Origin of the sequence: Massilia timonae CCUG 45783 (assembly GCF_000315425.1) — a bacterium.
Taxonomy (GTDB): Bacteria; Pseudomonadota; Gammaproteobacteria; order Burkholderiales; family Burkholderiaceae_D; genus Telluria; species Telluria timonae.
In genome coordinates this window covers 309098-329947 of record NZ_JH992923.1, presented here as the reverse complement: position 1 = coordinate 329947, position 20850 = coordinate 309098, and the positions used below count along the sequence as shown (strand labels likewise).

Annotated in this window: 13 protein-coding genes and 1 pseudogene; 4 read left to right on the top strand and 10 right to left on the bottom strand. The window is 65.8% G+C overall.

From position 1 onward, the window contains the following. Positions 1 to 21: 21 nt before the first annotated feature. Positions 22 to 678 carry a hypothetical protein gene (locus tag HMPREF9710_RS27850; RefSeq protein WP_005666532.1) on the bottom strand — a complete coding sequence of 219 codons (657 nt, stop codon included), beginning with the start codon at positions 676 to 678 and terminating at the stop codon, positions 22 to 24. A 912-nt stretch (positions 679 to 1590) separates the two neighbouring features. After that, positions 1591 to 2460, bottom strand: coding sequence for an HDOD domain-containing protein (locus HMPREF9710_RS11575; RefSeq protein ID WP_229409783.1), 870 nt, complete (start codon positions 2458 to 2460; stop codon positions 1591 to 1593). 397 nt (positions 2461 to 2857) lie between these two features. Between HMPREF9710_RS11575 and HMPREF9710_RS28525 the strand changes: the two are divergent. From HMPREF9710_RS28525 to HMPREF9710_RS11565, 3 genes and pseudogenes are all read left to right on the top strand, one after another. Next, a pseudogene (locus HMPREF9710_RS28525) lies at positions 2858 to 3313 on the top strand (TonB-dependent receptor plug domain-containing protein); the annotation flags it as partial. Positions 3314 to 3828: 515 nt separating this feature from the next. After that, positions 3829 to 5142: a TonB-dependent receptor domain-containing protein gene (locus HMPREF9710_RS27555; RefSeq protein WP_085986711.1), complete on the top strand. Its 1314-nt coding sequence runs from the start codon at positions 3829 to 3831 to the stop codon at positions 5140 to 5142. Between the two features lie 21 nt (positions 5143 to 5163). Continuing rightward, complete coding sequence (locus tag HMPREF9710_RS11565) at positions 5164 to 6303, top strand: hemin-degrading factor (RefSeq protein WP_005666524.1); 1140 nt, start codon at positions 5164 to 5166, stop codon at positions 6301 to 6303. Here HMPREF9710_RS11565 and HMPREF9710_RS11560 read toward each other — a convergent pair. The 3 genes from HMPREF9710_RS11560 to HMPREF9710_RS11550 form a co-directional block, all read right to left on the bottom strand. Then, positions 6300 to 6827, bottom strand: coding sequence for an AAA family ATPase (locus tag HMPREF9710_RS11560; RefSeq protein ID WP_005666523.1), 528 nt, complete (start codon positions 6825 to 6827; stop codon positions 6300 to 6302). The two genes, HMPREF9710_RS11565 and HMPREF9710_RS11560, sit on opposite strands and share 4 nt — an antisense overlap. Then, complete coding sequence (gene pnuC / locus HMPREF9710_RS11555; protein ID WP_005666521.1) at positions 6824 to 7426, bottom strand: nicotinamide riboside transporter PnuC; 603 nt, start codon at positions 7424 to 7426, stop codon at positions 6824 to 6826. The genes HMPREF9710_RS11560 and pnuC overlap by 4 nt, the downstream gene beginning before the upstream one ends. Before the next feature lie 154 nt (positions 7427 to 7580). After that, on the bottom strand, positions 7581 to 9719 hold the full coding sequence (locus tag HMPREF9710_RS11550; RefSeq protein WP_005666519.1) for a S46 family peptidase: 2139 nt from the start codon (positions 9717 to 9719) through the stop codon (positions 7581 to 7583). A gap of 159 nt (positions 9720 to 9878) precedes the next feature. Between HMPREF9710_RS11550 and HMPREF9710_RS11545 the strand changes: the two genes are divergently transcribed. Next, positions 9879 to 11180, top strand: coding sequence for a GGDEF domain-containing protein (locus HMPREF9710_RS11545; RefSeq protein ID WP_005666518.1), 1302 nt, complete (start codon positions 9879 to 9881; stop codon positions 11178 to 11180). On the opposite strand, the gene HMPREF9710_RS11540 is transcribed toward HMPREF9710_RS11545, so the two are convergent. Genes HMPREF9710_RS11540 through HMPREF9710_RS11520 form a run of 5 tightly spaced genes read right to left on the bottom strand, consistent with a single transcriptional unit; the run spans position 11173 to position 20847 of the window. After that, complete coding sequence (locus tag HMPREF9710_RS11540) at positions 11173 to 11985, bottom strand: EcsC family protein (RefSeq protein ID WP_005666517.1); 813 nt, start codon at positions 11983 to 11985, stop codon at positions 11173 to 11175. The genes HMPREF9710_RS11545 and HMPREF9710_RS11540 overlap by 8 nt on opposite strands. 53 nt (positions 11986 to 12038) lie before the next feature. Further along, the gene (locus HMPREF9710_RS11535; protein ID WP_005666515.1) at positions 12039 to 13004 is read right to left on the bottom strand and encodes an HDOD domain-containing protein; all 966 of its coding nucleotides are present in this window, start codon (positions 13002 to 13004) and stop codon (positions 12039 to 12041) included. Between the two features lie 51 nt (positions 13005 to 13055). Next, positions 13056 to 14489 (bottom strand): efflux transporter outer membrane subunit, encoded by a 1434-nt coding sequence (locus HMPREF9710_RS11530; protein WP_005666513.1) that lies wholly within the window; start codon positions 14487 to 14489, stop codon positions 13056 to 13058. Further along, positions 14486 to 17755: an efflux RND transporter permease subunit gene (locus tag HMPREF9710_RS11525; protein ID WP_005666511.1), complete on the bottom strand. Its 3270-nt coding sequence runs from the start codon at positions 17753 to 17755 to the stop codon at positions 14486 to 14488. Before HMPREF9710_RS11525 ends, HMPREF9710_RS11530 begins: the two co-directional genes overlap by 4 nt. Beyond that, positions 17752 to 20847: an efflux RND transporter permease subunit gene (locus HMPREF9710_RS11520; RefSeq protein WP_005666510.1), complete on the bottom strand. Its 3096-nt coding sequence runs from the start codon at positions 20845 to 20847 to the stop codon at positions 17752 to 17754. Before HMPREF9710_RS11520 ends, HMPREF9710_RS11525 begins: the two co-directional genes overlap by 4 nt. Positions 20848 to 20850 lie beyond the last annotated feature (3 nt).

Genomic DNA, 20850 nt, shown 5'->3' with positions numbered 1-20850 from the left:
ATCCAGATCCGTCTCAATATATTAGAGTGGCAACTCATCAAGCTTAGTTTTTCTGACTTTTTTCTGGTCTGCCACCTCTATAGCGCGCTTTAATTCGTCAACAAATTCGTCATTAGTCCTAATTATCGCATTGTTTATATTCTTATATTGGCTCGACTGAAGGTTCGCATTATTACTAGGATTGACGTATATATCAGGAAGCCATGCGGTCGGAACGACGGAAACGTTTACGAGTGATACACTCATATCAACGTTAAAACGAAGCGAAACTGTCGCAATGAATAGCTCATGAGTTGGATTCGTCTCATAGAACTTTAACAAGCCTCTGGCCTTGGAAATGTCATCCTTATTAGTTCGACCACCTTCAACAGCTGACTTGATATTAACATAAATCGGGTTGGAAAATCCTTCCAAGTGAATCTCAAAGTCGTAGACGCCGACTTCACTGCCAGGAAGTCTGATATTCAATATGCCAAACTCGTGCCCATGCTTCTTGAGATTTTGCGTAATCAGTTCTTCAAGTATGCGCCAAACGCTTCTACCTTTTCCTGCCGTCCCCCATCCATACGGGAATTGCTCTGACGTCCCAACCTGAACATTGCTTATTTTCTTAATTAATCCTTTTAATGCCACCTCTAACGAAGCTCGAACAGCCACTGTTACATTTAGATCATTCATAATTTTCTGATGTGAGAGATGTATGTTTAACACCAACGCGTATCACGCCCTCAATGGGGTATCATTCCGTTTTGCGTGGCCAGGACGTGAGGTTAATATCGCCCACGCAATAACTACAACCATCAATAGCATAGGAAATCACCATTGCCGTAGAGTCACGCAACATGCCTTTGAGATCAGTCTATTTCGCATTACTATAGTTTATGGAGACGCATTCTCTCATGTCGAGACATGAACGCGCCCGTCTGAACCATATTAAATAACCTCATGGCCGATAGTTTCACGAAAGGCACCTTCTCAAGCAACAAAATTAATATAATTAAACCAATATCTAGCCGCCGAAAGCGTCTCAAGTTAACAAGATGGTATTTATCAATGCAGATGGCAAACATCCATTTTCAAGCGCGCATGCTTGAGTAATCGATTTCGGCAACCTTGGTTGAATAACAGCTTTTTTTTGGCTCTGTTACATTAATCTATCATTACCGAATTATCGTCAGGTATCAATACATTAGCTTAGACATGTACGGACCCGGAACGAAAAACATTGACCAGTCACTAGCGTGATAAGTACGAATTTCTAAATCAACGTCGTGCGCCTTGCGCCAAAAAGGTGATTAGACGACTCTTCGATCGGAGGCTACCCTGGGCGCTGTTTTCGTCCCGATTGCTCCAATGAGTGCCACTGAGATTATAGTGGCTTTAGCCATGTCCCACTAGCGTTTCCGCGTTCTTTGCCACGAGAGCAAGTCTTACGTTGTGTCAAAAACCACGGAGTCAAGACGAGGATCTAAGCTAGCTAGCCAACAGAAAACAGCGTCACCTCCGAGCACCACGTCCGATGTAATATTTACAACTCTCTAAACTTGCGTAATGTTAACGATAGATTAGCAGGCACTTAATTCGCGTCGCTCAGTCCGACAAGTCACTCAGCTTGCCCAAACAACGCCGCTGGAAGCCATTGAGCCCCTTCGTAACGAGCGTATCGTCGTCATGGATCACCTCGGCATCGAGCAGCAACCGCAGCTTGGCGATGCGGTCGCCCTGTGCCAGCGCCTGCGCCAGGTGCGAGCCATCCGCTTCGCCAGCCTGCTCGATCGCCTCGACCACTTCGGGCGGGAAGTCCCAGTGGTTGGCGATCACCGACGACAGCTGGCGGCTGGCCGCGAACAGCGCGACGCCGAATTCGCTGGAGCCGGGCACCCTGCCTTCGCAGATGCGGTCGGCCACCTGGAAGGCGACCTGCAGGCCCAGGTTCTGCATCAGGCCGGCCAGGTAGGATTCGAACACGCCGGCCGACAGGCCCGGCGCCATCACGCTGGCGGCGAATGCGCAGCGTTCGGAATGCTTCCACACATTGGGCGCCACCTGGCGCGCCACGCCCTGCACCTTGACCCGCACCAGCGGCCGGAACGCGATGCGCGCCAGCAGCATGCGCAAGCCGTTCAGGCCGAGCATCGTCACCGCGCCTTCCAGGGTCTCGATCGGCGTCACCGGCCGGTAATAGGCGCTGTTGGCTTCGCGGATCACTTCGGCCACCAGCACCAGGTCGCGCCCGACCTGGGCCGACAGTGCGCCGGTCGAGATGTTTTCGTCGGACAGCGCGGTGAGCAGCTGCGACACGAGCTCGGGGATGCGCGGCACCAGGCCGGAGGCGCAAACCGGATCGGCCGCCAGCGAACGGACCTCGGCCAGGATCTGCGCTTCCTGCTCGGGCTGGGCGTTGAAGCCGCTGGACGCGGTGAGCCAGCGATAGAAGGTGGCATGGACGTCGTTCGCCATGTCCTCGTCGTGTTCGATCGTCGCCGCCGCGCGGACGCTTGCCGCAGCTTGTGTCTCTTTTTCTGAACCGCCCAAAAAGCGTCCTATCCAGTTTTTCATAGCGCCCCGCCGTACGTTCGAATCCAATGATTGTAATGCCTTCTAGAAACAAATAGTCATGAGGAGGTAAACATTTATTGTTCGTAACGACATCGAACCTCGGTTCGTATCTGCGCCCTATGCGCTCGGTCAAGAAATCGCTGTCAAAAAGTCGAACGACCTAGCTGCAAATGATAATGATTATCATTTAGTATATATCGCAAATGAGAATCATTCTCATCAAAGAGCCCGTTTGAGCACGCCTGCCTGCGCACGCGTGCCGGGCGGAGCATGTGCAACCCCTCTTGACTGGACCACCATGGCAGCAACCCTACCCGGCTTGCGACGACGCCCCGCGCTGTTCGCCAGCACCTTCGCCTGCGCCTTCGCCACCCAGGCGCTGGCCTTTGATGCGCCCGCCGCGCTTGACGCAAGCACTCCGCTCGACCCCATCGTCATCACCGGCCAGCGCCTCGACAAGGCCGGCACCGTGACCGTGCTCGATGCCGCCGCCCTCACCCGCCAGGGCGTGACCGACATGCAGAACATGGCGCGCTACGCGCCGCTGGTCAGCGTGCCGGGCGCCGCCAGCGGCAGCGGCAACGTCTGGGACGGCGCAGGCAATACCGGCTTCAACATCCGCGGCGTCGAGGGCAACCGGGTGGGCCTGGACCTGGACGGCATCGAGCTGCCCGAGGCCGCGCCGAAACCCGATGCCTCGACCCTGAACGGCTTCGGCGTCGGCCGCGACTACGTCGATCCCGAGACCCTTCGCTCGGTGACCATCCAGTCCGGCACCGCGCCGGCCGGCGCCGGGGCCCAGGGCCTGGGCGGCAACGTCTCCTTCGTCACCAAGGCGCCGGAGGACTACGTCAGCGAAGCCCGCCCCACCTATGCCGAGTACAAGTTCGGATCGAACCGCGCCAACGACATGCGCATGCACGCGCTGACCGGCGCCGCGCAGTCCGGCGCACTCAAGGCGCTGGCGGTGCTGGTCCACCGCGACGGCAAGGAACTCGGCTCGACGGGCAGCGCGCCGCTCAATCCGGACGACTGGGATTCGGACGCCCTGCTGGCCAAGCTGTCCTGGACGCCATGGACCGGTCACCGCTTCACGGCGACGATCGACGCCTTTCGCGCCGAGCACGACCGCGAATACGACAACAAGCAGGGCGCCCTCTACCCTGAAGGCGCGACCCAGGCCGGGCGCACCCGGCGCGACCGCTTCGGCATCGACCACCTGTTCCAGGCGCCGGCGCATGGTTCGATACGCTCGAGAGCCGTCTCTACATCCAGGACAGCGAAGTCGAAGACATCACGACGGCCCGCTACATCACGGGCGGCCAGCCGGTGCTGCGCCATATCGCGACCAGCTTCGACAACCGCAGCGTGGGCTTCGCCAGCAACGCCAGCAAGCGGCTGGGCAGCCACGACCTGGCCTATGGCATCAATGTCGAGCAGACCGACACCGCGCGTCCATGGCGCGAAGACCGCACCGTCGTCAACAGCGGCGCCCAGCAGGTGACCAACAAGAACCGCATGGCCGACATGCGGTCGCTGCGCTTCTCCGCCTTCGCGCGCGCCGACGTCGCCCTGTCGTCCTGGGCCAGCATCACGCCCGGCCTGCGCTACAACTGGCGCGAACTCGAGCCGAACAGCACGGACAACTACGCGATCGGCATTCCCAACGCGAGCCGCGAGCTGACAAAGGAAACCGACAGCTACCTCACGCCGAGCCTGGGCCTCACCGCGCAACTGGCGCCGAACCTGGAAACCTACCTGCAATACAGCCGCGGCACCCGCCTGCCGACCGCCGCCGAACGCACCGGCACCTACGATTCGCTCAGCTACACGGCAGTCGGCAACGCCTACGCGGTGATCGGCAATCCGAACCTGGACAAGGAAACCAGCAACGCCTTCGAGCTGGGCCTCAAAGGTCAGGTCGCGCGCGGCCTGCGCCTGCATGCGGCCCTGTTCCACACCCGCTACAAGAACCTGATCGAATACGCCTCGCAGCCGGCCGATCCGGTCAACTATCCGAACATCACCTTCGGCCTGTTCCGACCCGAAAACATCGGCAGCGCGCGCACCTGGGGCGGCGAGCTCACGCTCGACGCCGACCTGGGCCAGTGGAATCCATCTTTCAAGGGCGGCAAGCTGACCCTGGCCAGCGGCGTCCAGCGCAGCAAGGCGAAGAACAGCCGCACCGGACTGGAAAGCGAGCTGGCCTCGACCCTGCCGAAAAAGACCAGCCTGATCGCGGCCTGGATTGACCCCGCCCAGCGCGGCGGCATTGCCTTCGCCGCGGTCCATACCCGCGCCAAGCAGGCCGAACGCGACGTGATTGGCGGCGTGAACACGACCTTCTTTGCGGTCCCGTCAAGCACCGTGCTGGACCTGACCGGATACTGGAACATCAACGCGCACGCATCGATCACCGCCGGCGTCTACAACCTGGCCGACAAGAAGTACTGGGACTACGCCTCGTCGCGCAGCCTGCCGGCCGCCACCACGGCCATCACCGCGGCCATCACCGCGGCCGACATCGAACGCCAGGCGCGCCCCGGGCGCCATGCGGCCGTCACCTTCAAGCTGGTCTATTGAACGAACAAGGAGAACACATTCATGAAACTCACCCGCCACTTCCTGGCCGCCGCCATAGCCCTGGCATTGGTCCCGGCGCAAGCCGCCCCGCAACTGGCGCAGCAGTGGGCCGAACTGAAGGCCAAGGAGCCGCGCCTGCAGACGCGCGACGCCGCGCGCCAATTGAAGGTATCCGAAGCCGAGCTGCTCGCCACCGGCATTGGCAGCACCGTGGTGCGCCTGAAGGAAAGCGACCATGCGCCGCGCGAGATCATGCGCCGCGCCCTCGACCTCGGCAAGGTGATGGCGCTCACGCGCAACGAGAACGGCGTGATCGAGACCACCGGCGTGGCCATGCGCATCCCGAAACAGGCCGAGAAAGGCAGCGCCGACGAGGCCGAGCGCGAAGCGCGCAACCTGAACATCGCCGGCGGCTACCTCGGCGGCCCGATCGACCTGCGTTTCCAGTTCGCCAAATGGAAGTACGCCTTCGCCGTGACCCAGCCCGGCCGCGACGGCGCCATCAACCGCAGTCTGCAGTTCTTCGACGCCAGCGGCAACGCCGTGCACAAGCTCTACCTGCGCGACGACGCCAATATACCGGTCTTCGACAAGCTGGTGGCCGACTTCCGCCATCCGAGCCAGAACGCCCAACTGGATGTGGCGCCCGTCGTGCCAAAGCCCGCCGAAAAACCCGACAATGCGGTCGACGTCAAGGAATTCCAGACCGCCTGGCAAGAGATGACCGACGTCCACCAGTTCAACCGCATCGTGTCGGAATTCGGCCTGACGCGCGAACAGGCGCTGCGCCTGGCCCCGGGCGGCGTGGTGCAGAAAGTGGCGCCGCAGGCGGTGCGCAAGCTGCTCGAGGATGCGGCGAAGAACGGGGTCGCGATCATGGCCTTCCTCGGCAATGGCGCACTGACCCAGATCTACGGCGGCAAGGTGAACAAGGTGATGGCGGCCGAAGGCTGGTTCAACGTGCTCGATCCGGACTTCAACCTGCACCTGCGCGACAGCGCGTTCAGGAGCGGCTACGTGGTGCGCCGGGCCGGCGTCACCTCGGTCGAGTTCTTCGACGACCAGGGCGAGCTGGTGGTGACCTTCTTCGGGGTGCGCGAGCGCGGCAAGCCGCAGCCGCAGTCGTGGCTCGACCTGGCGGCCAGCCTGCCGAAGGGCTAACCTTCAGGCTTGCCGAGCAGCCCTTCGACCTGCCGCATGCGATGCGGCAGGTCGCCTGCCAGCAAGGTGTAGGCGATCCCGCGCGCGGCCAGCGTCTCCACCAGCATCCGGTGCACCATCTGGCGCACCTCTTCCGATTCGCGCTGCAGGCCGTCCGGCTCCCACGGGGTGTCGGGCGCGGTGACGAAGGTCCAGGCGTAGTCGTGGCGCGCGTCGAGCGCCGCCAGCTGCGCATCCACCCTGCCCCAGTATACGCGGCTGTACAGCGCCGTCATCAGGGGCGTGGTGTCGCAAAACAGCAAGCGGCTTGCCTCGGCCGCCGCGGCATCCTCGCGCGCACGCTGGGTCAGCGCGATGCCATACTGATCCTCCTCGTGCGGCACCCTGCCCTGCGCATCGACGAATTCGCGCAGGTATTCGGGCACCCACAGCGTGCCGTAGTGGCGCGCCAGGGCCTCGGACAAGGTCGACTTGCCGGACGACTCGGCGCCGAGGATGGCGATGCGAGCTGCCTCGACACTCATGCGCGCTCCCGCGCCAAGGCAGCCCAGGTGCGCAGGCCGGCGATCGCCAGCAGCACGAACACGCCGTACAGCACGGCGGTCAGCACCAGGCCCTTGTACAGGTAGAGGCCGACGTACAGGATATCGACCGCGATCCATACATGCCAGTTCTCGACCTTCTTCTTCGCCAGCAGCAGCTGGCCGACCAGGCTGCCGGCGGTCAGGAAGCCGTCCGCGTGCGGCACGTCGGTGTCGGTGAAGTTGTCGAGGAAGGTCGACAAGAGCACGAAGCCCGCCAGCCAGGCCGCCAGCGACCAGGCGCGGCCGCCCGGTTTCAGGAAGGTAGGGAGCAGCGGCGCCGTACTAACTCCGGCAGCGCCGTGCAGCCACTGGTACCAGCCCCAGACCGAGGCCGCGATGAACACGAATTGCAGCCCCATGTCGCCGTACAGGCGCGCGTCGTAGAACACCACCGCATAGGTTGCGGATGAGGCGATCGAGAACAGCCAGGCCCAGTGCTTCTGGCGGATGTTGAGCACGACGGTGGTGACCGCCAGCAGGAAGGAGATCAATTCCAGCGGCGAGGTCGCGAGACCGGCGATGACGAGGGGTTCGTTCATTCTTGTTGGCGGAAAAACCGTCGTCCCCGCGCAGGCGGGGACCCAAGTGCTCTCGGCGCAGTCGCAGCGCTGGCAAACTTGGGTTCCCGCCTCCGCGGGAACGACGTGCAAGGTGTACGTCAGGGTGACAGTACACCACGTGGCAACGTCCCGATTACTTCTTCGGATACTTGATCGTCATTTCCTTGAGCAGGTTGTCGGCATGGTCGACTTCCTTCATCACCCACAGCATGTAGCGGATGTCGACGTGGATCGCGCGCGTGATGGCGGTGTCGAAGTACCAGTCCTTGGTGATCGATTCATAGGTCGAATCGAAGTTCAGGCCGATCAGTTCGCCGTTCTTGTTCATCACGGCCGAACCGGAGTTGCCGCCCGTGGTGTCGGCGCTCGACAGGAAGTTGACCGGCACCGTTCCCAGCGCCGCATCCTTGAACACGCCATAGCGCTTGGCCTGGATCGCTTCCTTGAGCGGGGCCGGCACGATGAACGGATCCTTGCCGGTCTCCTTTTCCAGGATGCCTTCGACCGTGGTGAACGGGCCCTTGACCAGGCCGTCGCGCGGCGAGAACGGCGACACGGTGCCGTAGGTCACGCGCAAGGTCGAGTTGGCGTCCGGGTAGACCGGTTTGCCCTGCGATTTCTTCCATGCGATCACGGCCGCCATGTATTGCGGGATCACGCGTTCGAGGTTGCCGTCGATCTCGTTGCGGCGCTCTTCCAGCGCCATGCCGGCGTCGTGCAGGCGCACCGCCAGCTGAATAAAAGGATCGTCCGACTTGCGGAAGGCCTCGACGTCCTTGCCGATCCAGGCCAGGCGCTTGGCGGTATCCGACAACTCGCTGGCCTTGTACATGCCAGTGAGCGCATCCTGCGCCGGCAGCAGCGCGTCCACGCCTTGCGGACGGACCTTGGCGTCGATGCCGGCGTAGCGCGCGAGGGCGGCGGCGTAGCGCGCCTGGTCGACGCTCGGCACGAACGACTGCTCCAGGCGGGTCAGGCGCGCCTTGATGAAGCCGAGGTCGCGTTCCTGGTAGCCGCTTTCGCGCTCGGCGTCCGGCTTGCCGCGCTCCAGCGCCAGGCGGTACAGGGTACGCGCGCTCTTGAGCAGGTCGCTGTGGGTGGCTTCGAGCCAGGCGGCTTCCTGGCGCTGCAGCGCCATGTCCTGGGCGATCACCGCGTCCAGTTCGGACAGCAGGCCGGCGTTGCCGTCGGCATGCGCCTTCTGCCAGGCGCGGAACTCGGCATCCTGCACGTCCTTGATGGCGGCGATGTCCTTGCGCGCGAAGCCGTCGAGCAGGCCCCTGGTCTTCTTGAGCACATTGTTCAGGCCCTTGTCGACGCTCGCATAGCGCACGGTCCAGGACGGATTGCCCTGGGTCGCGGCGGCGATCACCGACAGGTCGGCGGTGATGCCCGCGGCCTTGGCCGGCAGGTCGACGTCGCGCGCGAAGCGGATCTCGCTCGGCAGCTTGTAGCGGCTGGTACGGCCAGGATAGCCGGCCAGCAGGATAGGATCGCCGTTCTTCAGGCCCTCGGCCGAGACGACCAGGAAGTCCTTCGACTTGTAGGGCACGTTGTCGGGCGACGGGTCGGCCGGACGGCCGTCCTTGCCGACGTAGGCGCGGTAGAAGGCGTAGTCGCCGACGTGGCGCGGCCACTCGTAGTTGTCGATGTCGCCGCCGTAGTTGCCGATGCGGTCGGACGGCGCGTACACCAGGCGCACGTCGCGGATCATCAGCTGCTTGATGCGGTAGTACTCCAGGCCGCGGTGGAAGGCAGGCACCGAGCAGCGCGTCGATTTGTCGGTTTCGCATTCGGCCACCAGGGCCTTGATGCGCGACTCGACCAGCGCATGGCGCTCGCGGCCCGACATGGACGGATTCAGGCCCTGGAGCACGCGCCCGGTCACGTTCTCGACCTTCTCGGTCACGTACACCAGCGTGTTCGGGCCGCCCGGCAGTTCGTCGGCGCGGTTCCTGGCCAGGAAGCCGTCGACGATGTAGTTCTTCTCGGCGCTCGAATTGCGCTGGATGGCGCCATAGGCGCAGTGGTGGTTGGTCACCACCAGGCCGTCGGGCGACACGAAGGACGCCGAGCAGCCGCCCAGCGAGACGATCGCGCTCATCGGATGCTTGCCCAGGTCGGCCAGCTTCTCGGCCGGCATGGTGATGCCGATGCGTTTCAGTTCGGATTTCAGTTGCGGCAGCTGGTGCGGTTGCCACTGGCCTTCGTCTGCGAAGGCGGCGCTCGCCGCGCCCAGGAGGGCGACGGGCAGGACGATCGATTTGAACAAGACAAGTCCTCGAGGTGAAAAAAGCAATGCGCGAGTATAGCCCCGTTGGGTGATGCCCGTGCGATTTTCTGGGGTATTGACGGTCGTCCCGGCGGCGTCAACATCACGTCATATTGGCGTGGCAAGATGTCACATCATGCAGAAAGAAGGCAGGCAGACATGCGCACCGAGGCCCCCCTGTACCGACACCAGGTCCTCTTCCTCTCCCAGAGCTTCTTCATCAAGGACAACCGCGCCGAGTTGCTGCTGCACGCGCACAAATACGATTTTGACATCCGTTTTTTCAGCGAAGTGGCCGAATTCACCGCCGCCGTCGCGGCCGACCACGGCGCCAGCCTGTTCGTGATCGACCTCGACGCCCTGCACAATATGCAGGCCGACCTGCACGACAGCCGCAAGACCCTGATGCTGGGCGAGCTGCTCGAACGCCTGCCGCCCGGCCATGAATACGTCTATCTGCAGTCGAGCCGCCAGGGCAGCCGCTTCCTGCTCCAGCAACGCCTGGTGGACAGCAACTGCCTGGCCTATGCCGAAAAGCCGATCGCCAACGACGTCCTGGTCGACAGGCTGTTCAACCTGTTCGCGCGCACCAAGCGCGGCGACCCGGTGTCGCTGGTTTATCTCGGCGCGCCGGACGACCTGGATACGGCGGCGCTGCTGGCGCAGCGGGTCGACGTGGTCCACCACCCGGACGCGACCACGCTGCACCTGCGCGTCAAGGAGCTGCAGCCCGACCTGGTCGTGATTCTCGATGACGAGTACCGGCGCCTGGACGCGCTGGCGCGGGTCATGAAGAAGAACATCGAGGCCGATCCGGTGCGCGAGATCGTGCTGCTCCAGCGCCGCCCCGACGATGCGCTGGCGCGGCGCGCGCTCGGCGACGGCTTCGACACGGTCCTGCAGGCCAGCGGCGGCCTGGTCGAAGCGCAGCTGGCCAACCGCGCCGCCAGGATCCGGGTCAGCAAGGACCTGATCGGCAAGGACCGCGCCACGGGCCTCCTGAACAAGGTGGGCCTGCAGCGCAAGACGCAAGACCTGATCCGGCAAGCCACGCTCGAGGGCAAGCCGCTCGCCTTCGGCGTGATCGACATCGACAAGTTCAAGACCATCAACGACACCTGGGGCCACCACTTCGGCGACATCGTCATCAAGCGTCTGTGCCTGTGCCTGGCGCCGCGGATGGGCGAGCGCGACCTGCTGGCGCGCTTCGGCGGCGAGGAATTCGTGGTCGTGTTCTGGGACTGCGCGCTCGACGCCGCCTGGCGCCGGCTCGACGCGCTGCGCCAGGCCTTCGGCGCGGTCGGGTTCCAGGTGACGCCGGGCGAGGCGCGGCATTTTTCGTTCAGCGGCGGCCTGGCCGCGTTCCCCGAGCACCGCAGCGAGAACGCGCTGTTCCTGCGGGCGGATGCGATGCTGTACACAGCCAAGGAGACCGGCCGCAACAGGATTTGCTCTACGTGAGCAATCCCGTCGTCTCGTCGGCCAGCACGATCGCTTCGTATTGTTGTCGCACCATCCCCTCGCCATACAGGCGCTCCAGCCGCCGCACCGCGAAATGCCCGCGGCTCATGTTCTGGAAGTGGTCGACGAACAGCAGGTTGATGGTCGCGCCGCCCACCGCGCCCAGGGCCGGCACCAGCATCGCGGCGCCTTTTTGCGTCACGTGCACCTGGAAGCGCGCCGCCACCGTGGCGATCAGGCGCAGCAGGGCCGGCGTCGTGGCGGCATTGGCCGACCTGGCCGCCAGCGCCTGGGCGGCTTCGCTCACCGCCCGCGCCAGCGCGATGCGCATCGCGAAATAGCCGGAATCGGCGGCATCGTCAGCTCCGCCCGGTCCGCCCATGGCCAGCACGCGCAGGCATTCCAGCCGGGTTTCGACATCTTGCGGACGTTCGCCATTGGCGCGCGCGATCTCGGCGATCGAACGCAGCATGATGACGGTGGACAGCGGCAGCTCGACCAGGAGGCCCGGAAGGCCGAACACGCCGCCCACCCCGCCCGACACGCTCGCCGCGAACTTGTGCAGGCGCGGGTACGATGTCTCCTTGCCGCCGTCGGGCAGCGTGGACAGCGCTCCCGTCATCGCATACTGCAACGCATGCTCGGTGGCCTCGCCCACCCGCTTTTGCCACGGCGCCGGCAGGCGCTCGATGGCCGCTTCGATCGGCGAGCCGACCAGGTTGCTGATGCGCGCGGCCAGGCCAGGATTCTCCAGCAGGCGCTTGGCCTCGTGCAGCTCGGCCAGGTGTTCGGCGTTCATCTTCATGGCATTCTCCTCGCGAAAAAAGGCAATGCACGACTGTGGCTCAATACCGCGCTTCAGCCCGGCAAATCGGTCAGCTTGCCCAGGCAACGGCGCTCGAAACTGTCCAGGCCTTCGGCCACGAGCGCGTCGTCTTCCAGCACCACGTGGGCATCGAGCAGCACCCGCAGCTTGGCGATCCGGTCGCCGCGCTCGAGCGTGCGCGCCAGCGGCGAGGCATCCGGCTGGCCGACGCCGGCGATGCCTTCCACCACGTCGGGCGGAAATTCCCAGTGGGCGGCGATGGTCGACGACAGGCTGCGGCTGACGTCGAACAGGCGCCGGCCGAAGTCGCTGGAACCGGGAATCTTGCCATTTTCGACCGCCCGCTCGGCCAGGCGGAAGGCCACCACCAGCCCCAGGTTCTGCATCAGGCCGGCCAGGTAGGCTTCGAACACGCCGGCGCCCAGGCCCGGCGCCATCAGGCTCGAGGCCAGCGCGCATTTCTCGGACTGGTTCCAGACCAGCGGCGCGGCGTGGCGCGCGAAGCCCTGGTCGGCCATCCTGATCAGGGGCCGGAAGGCGATCCGGGCCAGCAGCATGCGCAGGCCGTTCTGGCCGATCATCATGAGAGCGGCGTCGAGCGACTTCACCGCCTGCAGCGGCCGGTAATAGGCGCTGTTGGCCTCGCGGATCACCTCGGCCACCAGCACCAGATCCTGCTCGACCTGGCGCGCCAGGTCTCCGGTGGAGACGTCGTCGTCGGCCAGGTCGCGCAGCAGCTTCGGGATCAGCTCAGGGATACGCGGCACCAGGCCGCTGGCGGCCAGCGGGTCGGCCGCCAGCGTGCGCACGAGGTCGAGGATGTGTTCCTCGACCTCCGCTCCCGCCTGGTAACCGCCGGATGCGGTCAGCCAGCGGTAATAGGCGGCGTCGACCTGGACGCCGTAGTCACCTTCCGCCGCCTCGACCTGTGCAGCGGAGGCGCTGGCGTCGGGCGCTTTGTCGGCGCTGCTCAACATGCGATTGATCCAGTTTTTCATGGCGTGTGCCTGACTATCGATAATCGCAGCATTGTAATGCCTGACGCGTGATTACTGCACCGCGTCCGCCAGCCTTTGTTCCTGCCAGCCGCCGCCCAGCGCCTGGATCAGCGACACCGCCGCCGTCTGGCGGTCGGCCTGCACCTGCACCAGCGAACGGCGCGCGTTCAGGGCCGTCACCTGGGCCTGCACCACCTCGGTATAGCTGACCTGCCCCGCCTTGTAGCGGTTCAGGATCTGCTCTTCCACCAGGCCGGCCGCCTCGGCCGCCTCGGCCCGCAACTGCTGCTGCTGTTCCAGCACGCGGGTGGCGGACAGGCCGTTCTCGACGGCGGCGAAGGCGTCCAGGGCCACCTGGCGGTAGCGCGCCACGGTCGCCTGGTGGCGCGCCTCGGCGCCTTCCACGCTGGCGCGGGTGGCGCCGGCATTGAAGATGGTCTGGGCCGCCGACAGGCCGAACGACCAGGCCGCGGCGGACGCCGAGAACAGGTCGCCCACCCGGCTCGTGTTGTTGCCGTAGGAAGCGGACAGGCCGAAATTCGGGAAGTAGGCCGAGCGTGCGACGCCGATGTCGGCATTGGCCGCCGCCACATCGCGCTCGGCGGCGGCGATGTCGGGACGGCGCTGCAGCAGGGTCGAGGGCACGCCGACCGGCACGTCCGGCACCGACACGTGCCATGGCGCCGGCGGCAGCGAGAAGCTTGAGGGGGTCTGGCCGACCAGCACCGCGATCGCGTGCTCGAGCTGGGCGCGCTGGTTCTGCAGGCCGAGCGCTTCGCTGCGGGCATTGGCGAGCTGGGTCTGGGCCTGCAGCACGTCGGAGCGCGCCGCGATGCCGGCTTCGAAACGGTTCGAGGTGATTTGCAGCACGCGCTCGTAGCCTTCGATGGTCGTGGCCAGCATCTCGCGCTGGGCGTCGGTCTGGCGCAGCGAGAAGTAGTTGATCGCCAACTCGCCCTGGGCCGCAAGGACGGCGCTGGCCAGGTCGGCGGCGGTGGCCTGGGCGCTGGCCTCGGCGCCGGTCACGGCATTCCTCAGGCGGCCGAACACGTCCGGCTCCCAGCTGGCGCCGATCTGCAGGCGGTACGCATTATCGGCGCTGCGCTCTCCCCCGCCGGCGCGATCCGCGCCGGCGCCCAGCGACACCACCGGGAACAGCGAGGCGCGCTGCTGCGCCACCAGCGCGCGCGCCTGGGCGTAGTTGGCCACCGCCACCGCCACGTTCTGGTTCGCGGCCTCGACCTGCCTGGCCAGGCGATCGAGCTCGGGGTCTTCGAACAGGGTCCACCAGGGGCCGCGCGCGAGCGCATCGGCCGGCGCGGCCGGAACCCAGCCTTCGGCCTCCTTGTAGGCGCCCGGCAGCGCGGCGCCGGCGGCAAGCGGGTCGGGTCGTTCATAGGCGGGGCCGACGGCGCAGCCGGCCAAGGCTGCGGCAAGGGCAAGCAGGGAAAGACGGAAGGAAAGCTGTTGTCGCATAGTGGTCATGGTTTGGCCAGGGACGGACCAGCCTCGTCGTCATGAGGATGGCGGGTCAGATTGTGTTCATCGGGTTTGCGCGTGCGCAGCTTGTCGAGCAGGACGTAGACCACCGGCGTGGTGAGCAGGGTCAGGAGCTGGCTCGCGACCAGGCCGCCGATGATGGCGATGCCCAGCGGGCGGCGCAACTCCGAGCCTTCGCCGAAGCCGATCGCCAGCGGCAGCGCGCCCAGGGCCGCGGCCAGGGTCGTCATCAGGATCGGGCGGAAGCGCAGCATGCAGGCCTCGCGCACCGCCTCGGTCGCGGAGAGGCCGCGCGCGCGTTCCGCTTCGAGCGCGAAGTCGATGATCAGGATCGCGTTCTTCTTGACGATGCCGATCAGCAGGAACACCCCGATCAGGGCGATGATCGAGAACTCCATCTTGAACAGCAGCAGCGCCAGCACCGCGCCGACGCCGGCCGACGGCAGGGTCGAGAGCACCGTCACCGGGTGCACCAGGCTTTCGTACAGGATGCCCAGCACGATATAGATAACGATGATCGCGGCCAGGATCAGGAGCGGCTGCTCCTTGCTCGACTCTTGCGCCGCCGCCGCCGTGCCCTGGAAGCTGCCGCGCACATTGATCGGCATGCCGATGTCGGCCTCGGCCTGGCGCACCGCCGCCTCGCCGTCGGCCAGGGTGAAGCCCGGGTTCAGGTTGTACGAGACCGTGGTCGCCAGCTCGCCGTCCTGGTGGTTGACCGAGGTCGGCGTGGCGCTTTCGGCGAAACGCGCGATCGCCGACAGGGGCACCATGGTGGCGGCGGCGCTGGCCAGGGCCTGCCCGCCGGACGGGTCGCGCGCCGCGGTGAGATAGGCGGTCGACGAGGTCGAGGCGCCGGCGGCGCCGGCGGCGGCGGCCGTGCCGGTGCCGGTGGAGACCGCGCTCGAGGCCCCGCCGGTCGGCCGCGCCGGGACGTAGACGTCCTTCAGCGCTTCGGGCGACTGCGCGTATTTCTGGGCCACGCCCATCACCACGTGGTACTGGTTCAGCTCATCGTAGATGTTCGCCACCTGGCGCTGGCCGAAGGCGTTGTACAGGGCATTGGTGACGTCGCGCGTGGTGATGCCCAGGCGCGCCGCCGATGCCTTGTCGATCGTGACATAGGTCTCGACGCCGTTCTCGGCCTGGTCGGTGTCGACGTCCACCAGCGCCGGCTGCGCCTTCATGGACTCGGCCAGGCGCGTGGCCCAGGTCTTGAGGTCTTCGGCGTTGTCGCTCTTGAGCGTGTACTGGTAAGTCGAGTTGCTGGAGCGCCCGCCCATGCGCAAGTCCTGCACGGGATTGAGGAAGATCGTGATGCCGGTGACCTTCGCCATCTGCGGACGCAGGCGCGCGATCACGGCCTGGGCCGCGACGTCGCGCTCGCCCACGGGTTTGAGGTTGACGAACATGAAGCCGCCGCCGGCGCGCCCGCCGCCGGTGAAGGCGACGACCGTGTCGACCGCCGGATCCTTGCGGATGATCTCCACCAGCTGGTAGATCTTCTGCTGCATGGCCTGGGACGAGATGCTCTGGTCGGCGCGGATGCCGCCATTCATCTGGCCCGAGTCCTGCTGCGGGAAGAAACCCTTGGGGGCGCTGGAGAACAGGTAGACGTTCAGCCCCACCGTGAACAGCAGGATGATCATCACCAGGAGTTTACTGTCCAGCGCCCAGTCGAGCGCATGCTCGTAGACGCGCAGCACGCGCGCAAAGCCAGATTCGGACCAGCGCGCGAGGCGCCCCGGCTGCTTGTCCTTGTCTTCCTTGCGCAGCAGCCAGGCGCACATCATCGGCGTCGTGGTCAAGGAGATCACCAGCGAGATCAGCACCGCCGCCGACAGCGTCACCGCGAACTCGCGGAACAGGCGTCCCACCTGCCCGCCCATGAACAGCAGCGGAATGAACACCGCCACCAGCGACAGCGAGATCGACAGCACGGTGAAGCCGACCTCGCGCGCGCCCAGCAGCGCGGCCTGCATGCGGTCCATGCCGTTTTCGATATGGCGCGCGGTATTTTCGAGCACCACGATGGCGTCGTCGACGACGAAGCCGGCGGCCACCGTCAAGGCCATCAGCGACAGGTTGTTGAGCGAGAAGCCGAGCGCGTACATCACGCCGAAGGTGCCCAGCAGGGACACCACGGTGGCCACCGCCGGCACCACGGTGGCGCGCAAGGACCGCAGGAACACGCTGACCACCGCCACCACCAGCACGATCGACAGCACCAGGGTGAACTCGATCTCGTGCAGCGAGGCGCGGATCGAGTTGGTGCGGTCCGAGGCCACCGCCAGGCTGATGTCGCCCGGCAGCTGCGCCTGCAGGGACGGCAGCAGGTCGCGGATCCCGTCCACGGTCTCGATCACATTGGCCTCGGGCTGGCGCGTGACCAGCACGATCACCGCCGGCTGGCCGTTGAACAGGCCCAGCGTGTACACGTTCTCGGGACCGTCGAACACGGTGGCCACGTCCGACAGGCGCACGGCGGCGCCGTCGCGCCAGGCCACCACCAGGTCACGATAGTCGCTGGCGCTGCGGCCGTCGCCGCCGGCCGGCTGCGAATAGATCTGCAGCCGGTTGCCGTTGCCCTCGATCTCGCCCTTGGGGCGGTTCGGATTGCTGGCCTGGATCGCGGCGCGCACGTCTTCGCTCGAGACGCCATAGCGGTTCATCGCATACGGCACCAGCTCGACCCGCACCGCCGGCAGCGAGCCGCCGCCGATTTCCACTTCGCCCACGCCCTTCACCTGGGCCAGGCGCTGCTGGACCAGGTTCGACACCGATTCGTAGATCTGGGCCGGCGACTTCGTCTTGGAAGTCAGCGCGAGAATGATCACCGGCGCGTCCGACGGATTGGCCTTGCGATAGGTCGGGTTGCTGCGCAAGGTCGCCGGCAGGTCGGCGCGCGAGGCGCTGATCGCCGCCTGCACTTCGCGCGCGGCGGCGTCGATCTGGCGGTTCAGCTCGAACTGCAGGTTGATGCGGGTCGAGCCGGTGCTGCTGCTCGAGGTCATCTCGTTGACGCCGGCGATCACGCCCAGCCGCCGCTCCAGCGGCGTGGCCACGCTCGAGGCCATGGTTTCCGGACTGGCGCCCGGCAGCGAGGCCGAGACCGACACGGTCGGATAGTCGACCTGGGGCAGCGGCGCCACCGGCAGCACGAAATAGGCGCCGATGCCGGCCAGCGCCAGGCCGATCGTCAGCAGGACCGTGGCGATCGGGCGCTCGACGAAGGGGCGCGACAGGTTCATGCGCCCGCCCCTTCCGTTTTGTGCGGCGCCTTGCCGGTCCAGCGCCGCGCGGTGCGGTCGAAGGCCAGGTAGATCACCGGGGTGGTGAAGAGGGTCAGCAACTGGCTCAGGATCAGGCCGCCGAAGATGGCCAGGCCGAGCGGCCGGCGCAGCTCGGCGCCTTCGCCGGTGCCGAGCATCAGCGGGATGGCCGCGAACAACGCCGCCAGCGTCGTCATCAGGATCGGGCGGAAGCGCAGCAGCGCGGCCTGCCTGATCGCCACCAGCGGCGACTTGCCCTCCTCGCGCTCGGCCTCGATCGCGAAGTCGATCATCATGATGGCGTTCTTCTTGACGATGCCGATCAGGAGGATGATGCCGATGATGCCGATCACGCCCAGGCCCTGGCCGCTGACCCACAACGCCAGCAGCGCGCCGACGCCGGCCGACGGCAGGGTCGACAGGATGGTCAGCGGGTGGATGTAGCTCTCGTAGAGCACACCCAGCACGATGTAGACGCAGACGACGGCGGCCAGGATCAGCCACAGCTGGTTCGACAGCGAGGCCTCGTAGGCGCCGGAGGCGCCGAGGAAGGTCATGCTGACCGAGGCCGGCATGCCGATCTCCTCGGCGGCGGCGCGGATCGCGCTCACGGCCTGGCCCAGCGACGTGCCGGAGGCGGTGTCGAAGCCGACCGTCGCCGCCGGATACTGGGCCACGTGGATCACCTGCAGCGGCGCCTGGCGCTCGCTGATGGTGGCGATCGCCGACAGCGGCGTCGGCTGGCCGGAACCGGTGCGCAGCTGCAGGCGGCCGAGCGCGGCGATCGACATCGCCTCGTCCTGCTGCGCCTCCAGGATCACGCGGTACTGGTTGGTCTCGGTGAAGATGGTGGACACGATGCGCTGGCCGAAGGCGCTGTACAGCGCGTCGTCGATCGAGGCGGCCGTGATCGACAGGCGCGACGCGGTGTCGCGGTCGATGTCGATGAAGGCGGCGGCGCCGGTCGCGCCGGCATCGGTGATCGCCGTGCGCAGCTCGGGCAGGCTGCCGATCTTCTGCGTCAGCCGGCGCGCCCACTCGTTGACGGTGTCCTCGTCGGCGCCTTCGATCGACAGCCGGTACTGGGTCGGGCCGCTCTCGGCGTCGATGGTCAGATCCTGGGTCGGCTGCAGGAACAGCTGCAGGCCCGCCACATTGGCCACGCGCTGGCGCAGGCGCTGCATGGTCTCGAGCTGGTCGCCGCGGTCGGCCTTCAGGTTGATCAGCATGGTGCCGGTGTGCAGCATCGTGTTGTTGGCGGCGTCGACGCCCACGTAGGACGCCACCGAGGCGACTTCGGGGTCGGCCATGATTTGCCGCGCCGCTTCCTGCTGCAGTTTCGCCATGTCGGTGTACGAGATCGATTGGCGCGCCTGCACCCGCGCCTGCAGCTGGCCGGTGTCCTGGGTCGGGAACAGGCCTTTCGGGATGACCGTCCACATCAGGGCGGTCAGGACCAGGGTGCCCAGCGCCACCAGCAGGGTCAGGCCCTGGCGCTTCAGGACCCAGCCGAGCATCACGTCGTAGCGCTCGATCACGCGGTCAAAGAAGGCCTGGAACCGGATGGCGAACCTGCTCGGCTTTTCTTCCTCGTGGCTGCGCAGCCAGCGCGCCGACATCATCGGCACCAGCGTCAGCGACACCACGCCCGAGATCAGGATCGTGATCGCCAGCGTGACGGCGAATTCGCGGAACAGGCGGCCGACCACGTCGCCCATGAACAGCAGCGGGATCAGCACCGCGATCAGGGACACGGTCAGCGAGATGATGGTGAAGCCGATCTGGCTGGCGCCCTTGATCGCGGCCGCCATCGGTTTTTCGCCCTTCTCGATATAGCGCGCGATGTTCTCGATCATGACGATCGCATCGTCGACCACGAAGCCGGTGGCGATCGTCAGCGCCATCAGCGACAGGTTGTTGAGGCTGTAGCCGAGCAGGTACATCACGCCGAAGCTGCCGATCAGCGAGATCGGCACGGCGAGACTGGCGATGATGGTCGCGCGCAGGCTGTGCAGGAATGCGAAGATCACCAGCACTACCAGCACCACGGCCAGCAGCAGCTCGATCTGCACGTGCTTGACCGAGGCGCGGATGCCGGTGGTGCGGTCGCTCAGCACGTCCATGCGCAGCGCCGTCGGCAGGCCGGCCTGCAGCTCGGGCAGGCGCGCCTTGATCGCGTCGACGGTGGCGATCACGTTGGCGCCCGGCTGGCGCTGGACGTTGAGGATGATCGCCGGCTTCATATTGGCCCAGGCGCCCAGGCGCACGTTCTCGGCGCTGTCGACCACCTTCGCCACATCGAGCAGCTTGACGGGGGCGCCGTTGCGGTAGGCGACGATCAGGTTTTGATAGTCCGGCACCGTGACCAGCTGGTCGTTGGCATTGATCGCATACGAGCGGGTCGGGCCGTCGAAGCTGCCCTTGGCGCTGTTGGCGTTAGCGGCGCTGATCGCGGTGCGCAGCGTGTCCAGCCCCAGGCCATACGACGCCAGCGCCTCGGTATCGGCCTGGATCCGCACCGCCGGCCGCTGGCCGCCCGACAGCGAGACCTGGCCCACGCCCGAGACCTGGCTGATCTTGAGCGCGAGGCGCGTGTTGACCAGGTTCTGCACCTCGGTCAGCGGCAGGGTGTCCGAGGTGATGGCCAGGGTCAGCACCGGCGCGTCGGCCGGGTTGACCTTGGCGTAGACCGGCGGCGCCGGCAGGTCGGTCGGCAGCAGCGAGCCGCCGGCGTTGATCGCGGCCTGCACTTCCTGCTCGGCCACGTCGAGCGTCTCGCCCAGCGCGAACTGCAGGGTGACGATCGAGACCCCGGCGGCGCTGGTGGAACTCATGCGGGTCAGGCCGGCCATCTGGCCGAACTGGCGCTCCAGCGGCGCGGTGACGGTGCGCGCCATGACCTCGGGACTGGCGCCCGGGTACAGGGTCTGCACCTGGATGGTCGGGAAGTCCACCTGCGGCAGCGCCGACAGCGGCAGGAAGCGGTAGCCGACCAGGCCCGACAGCACGATCGCCAGCATCAGCAAGGCGGTGGCGACCGGGCGGTTGATGAAGGGAGTGGAAGGACTCATCGG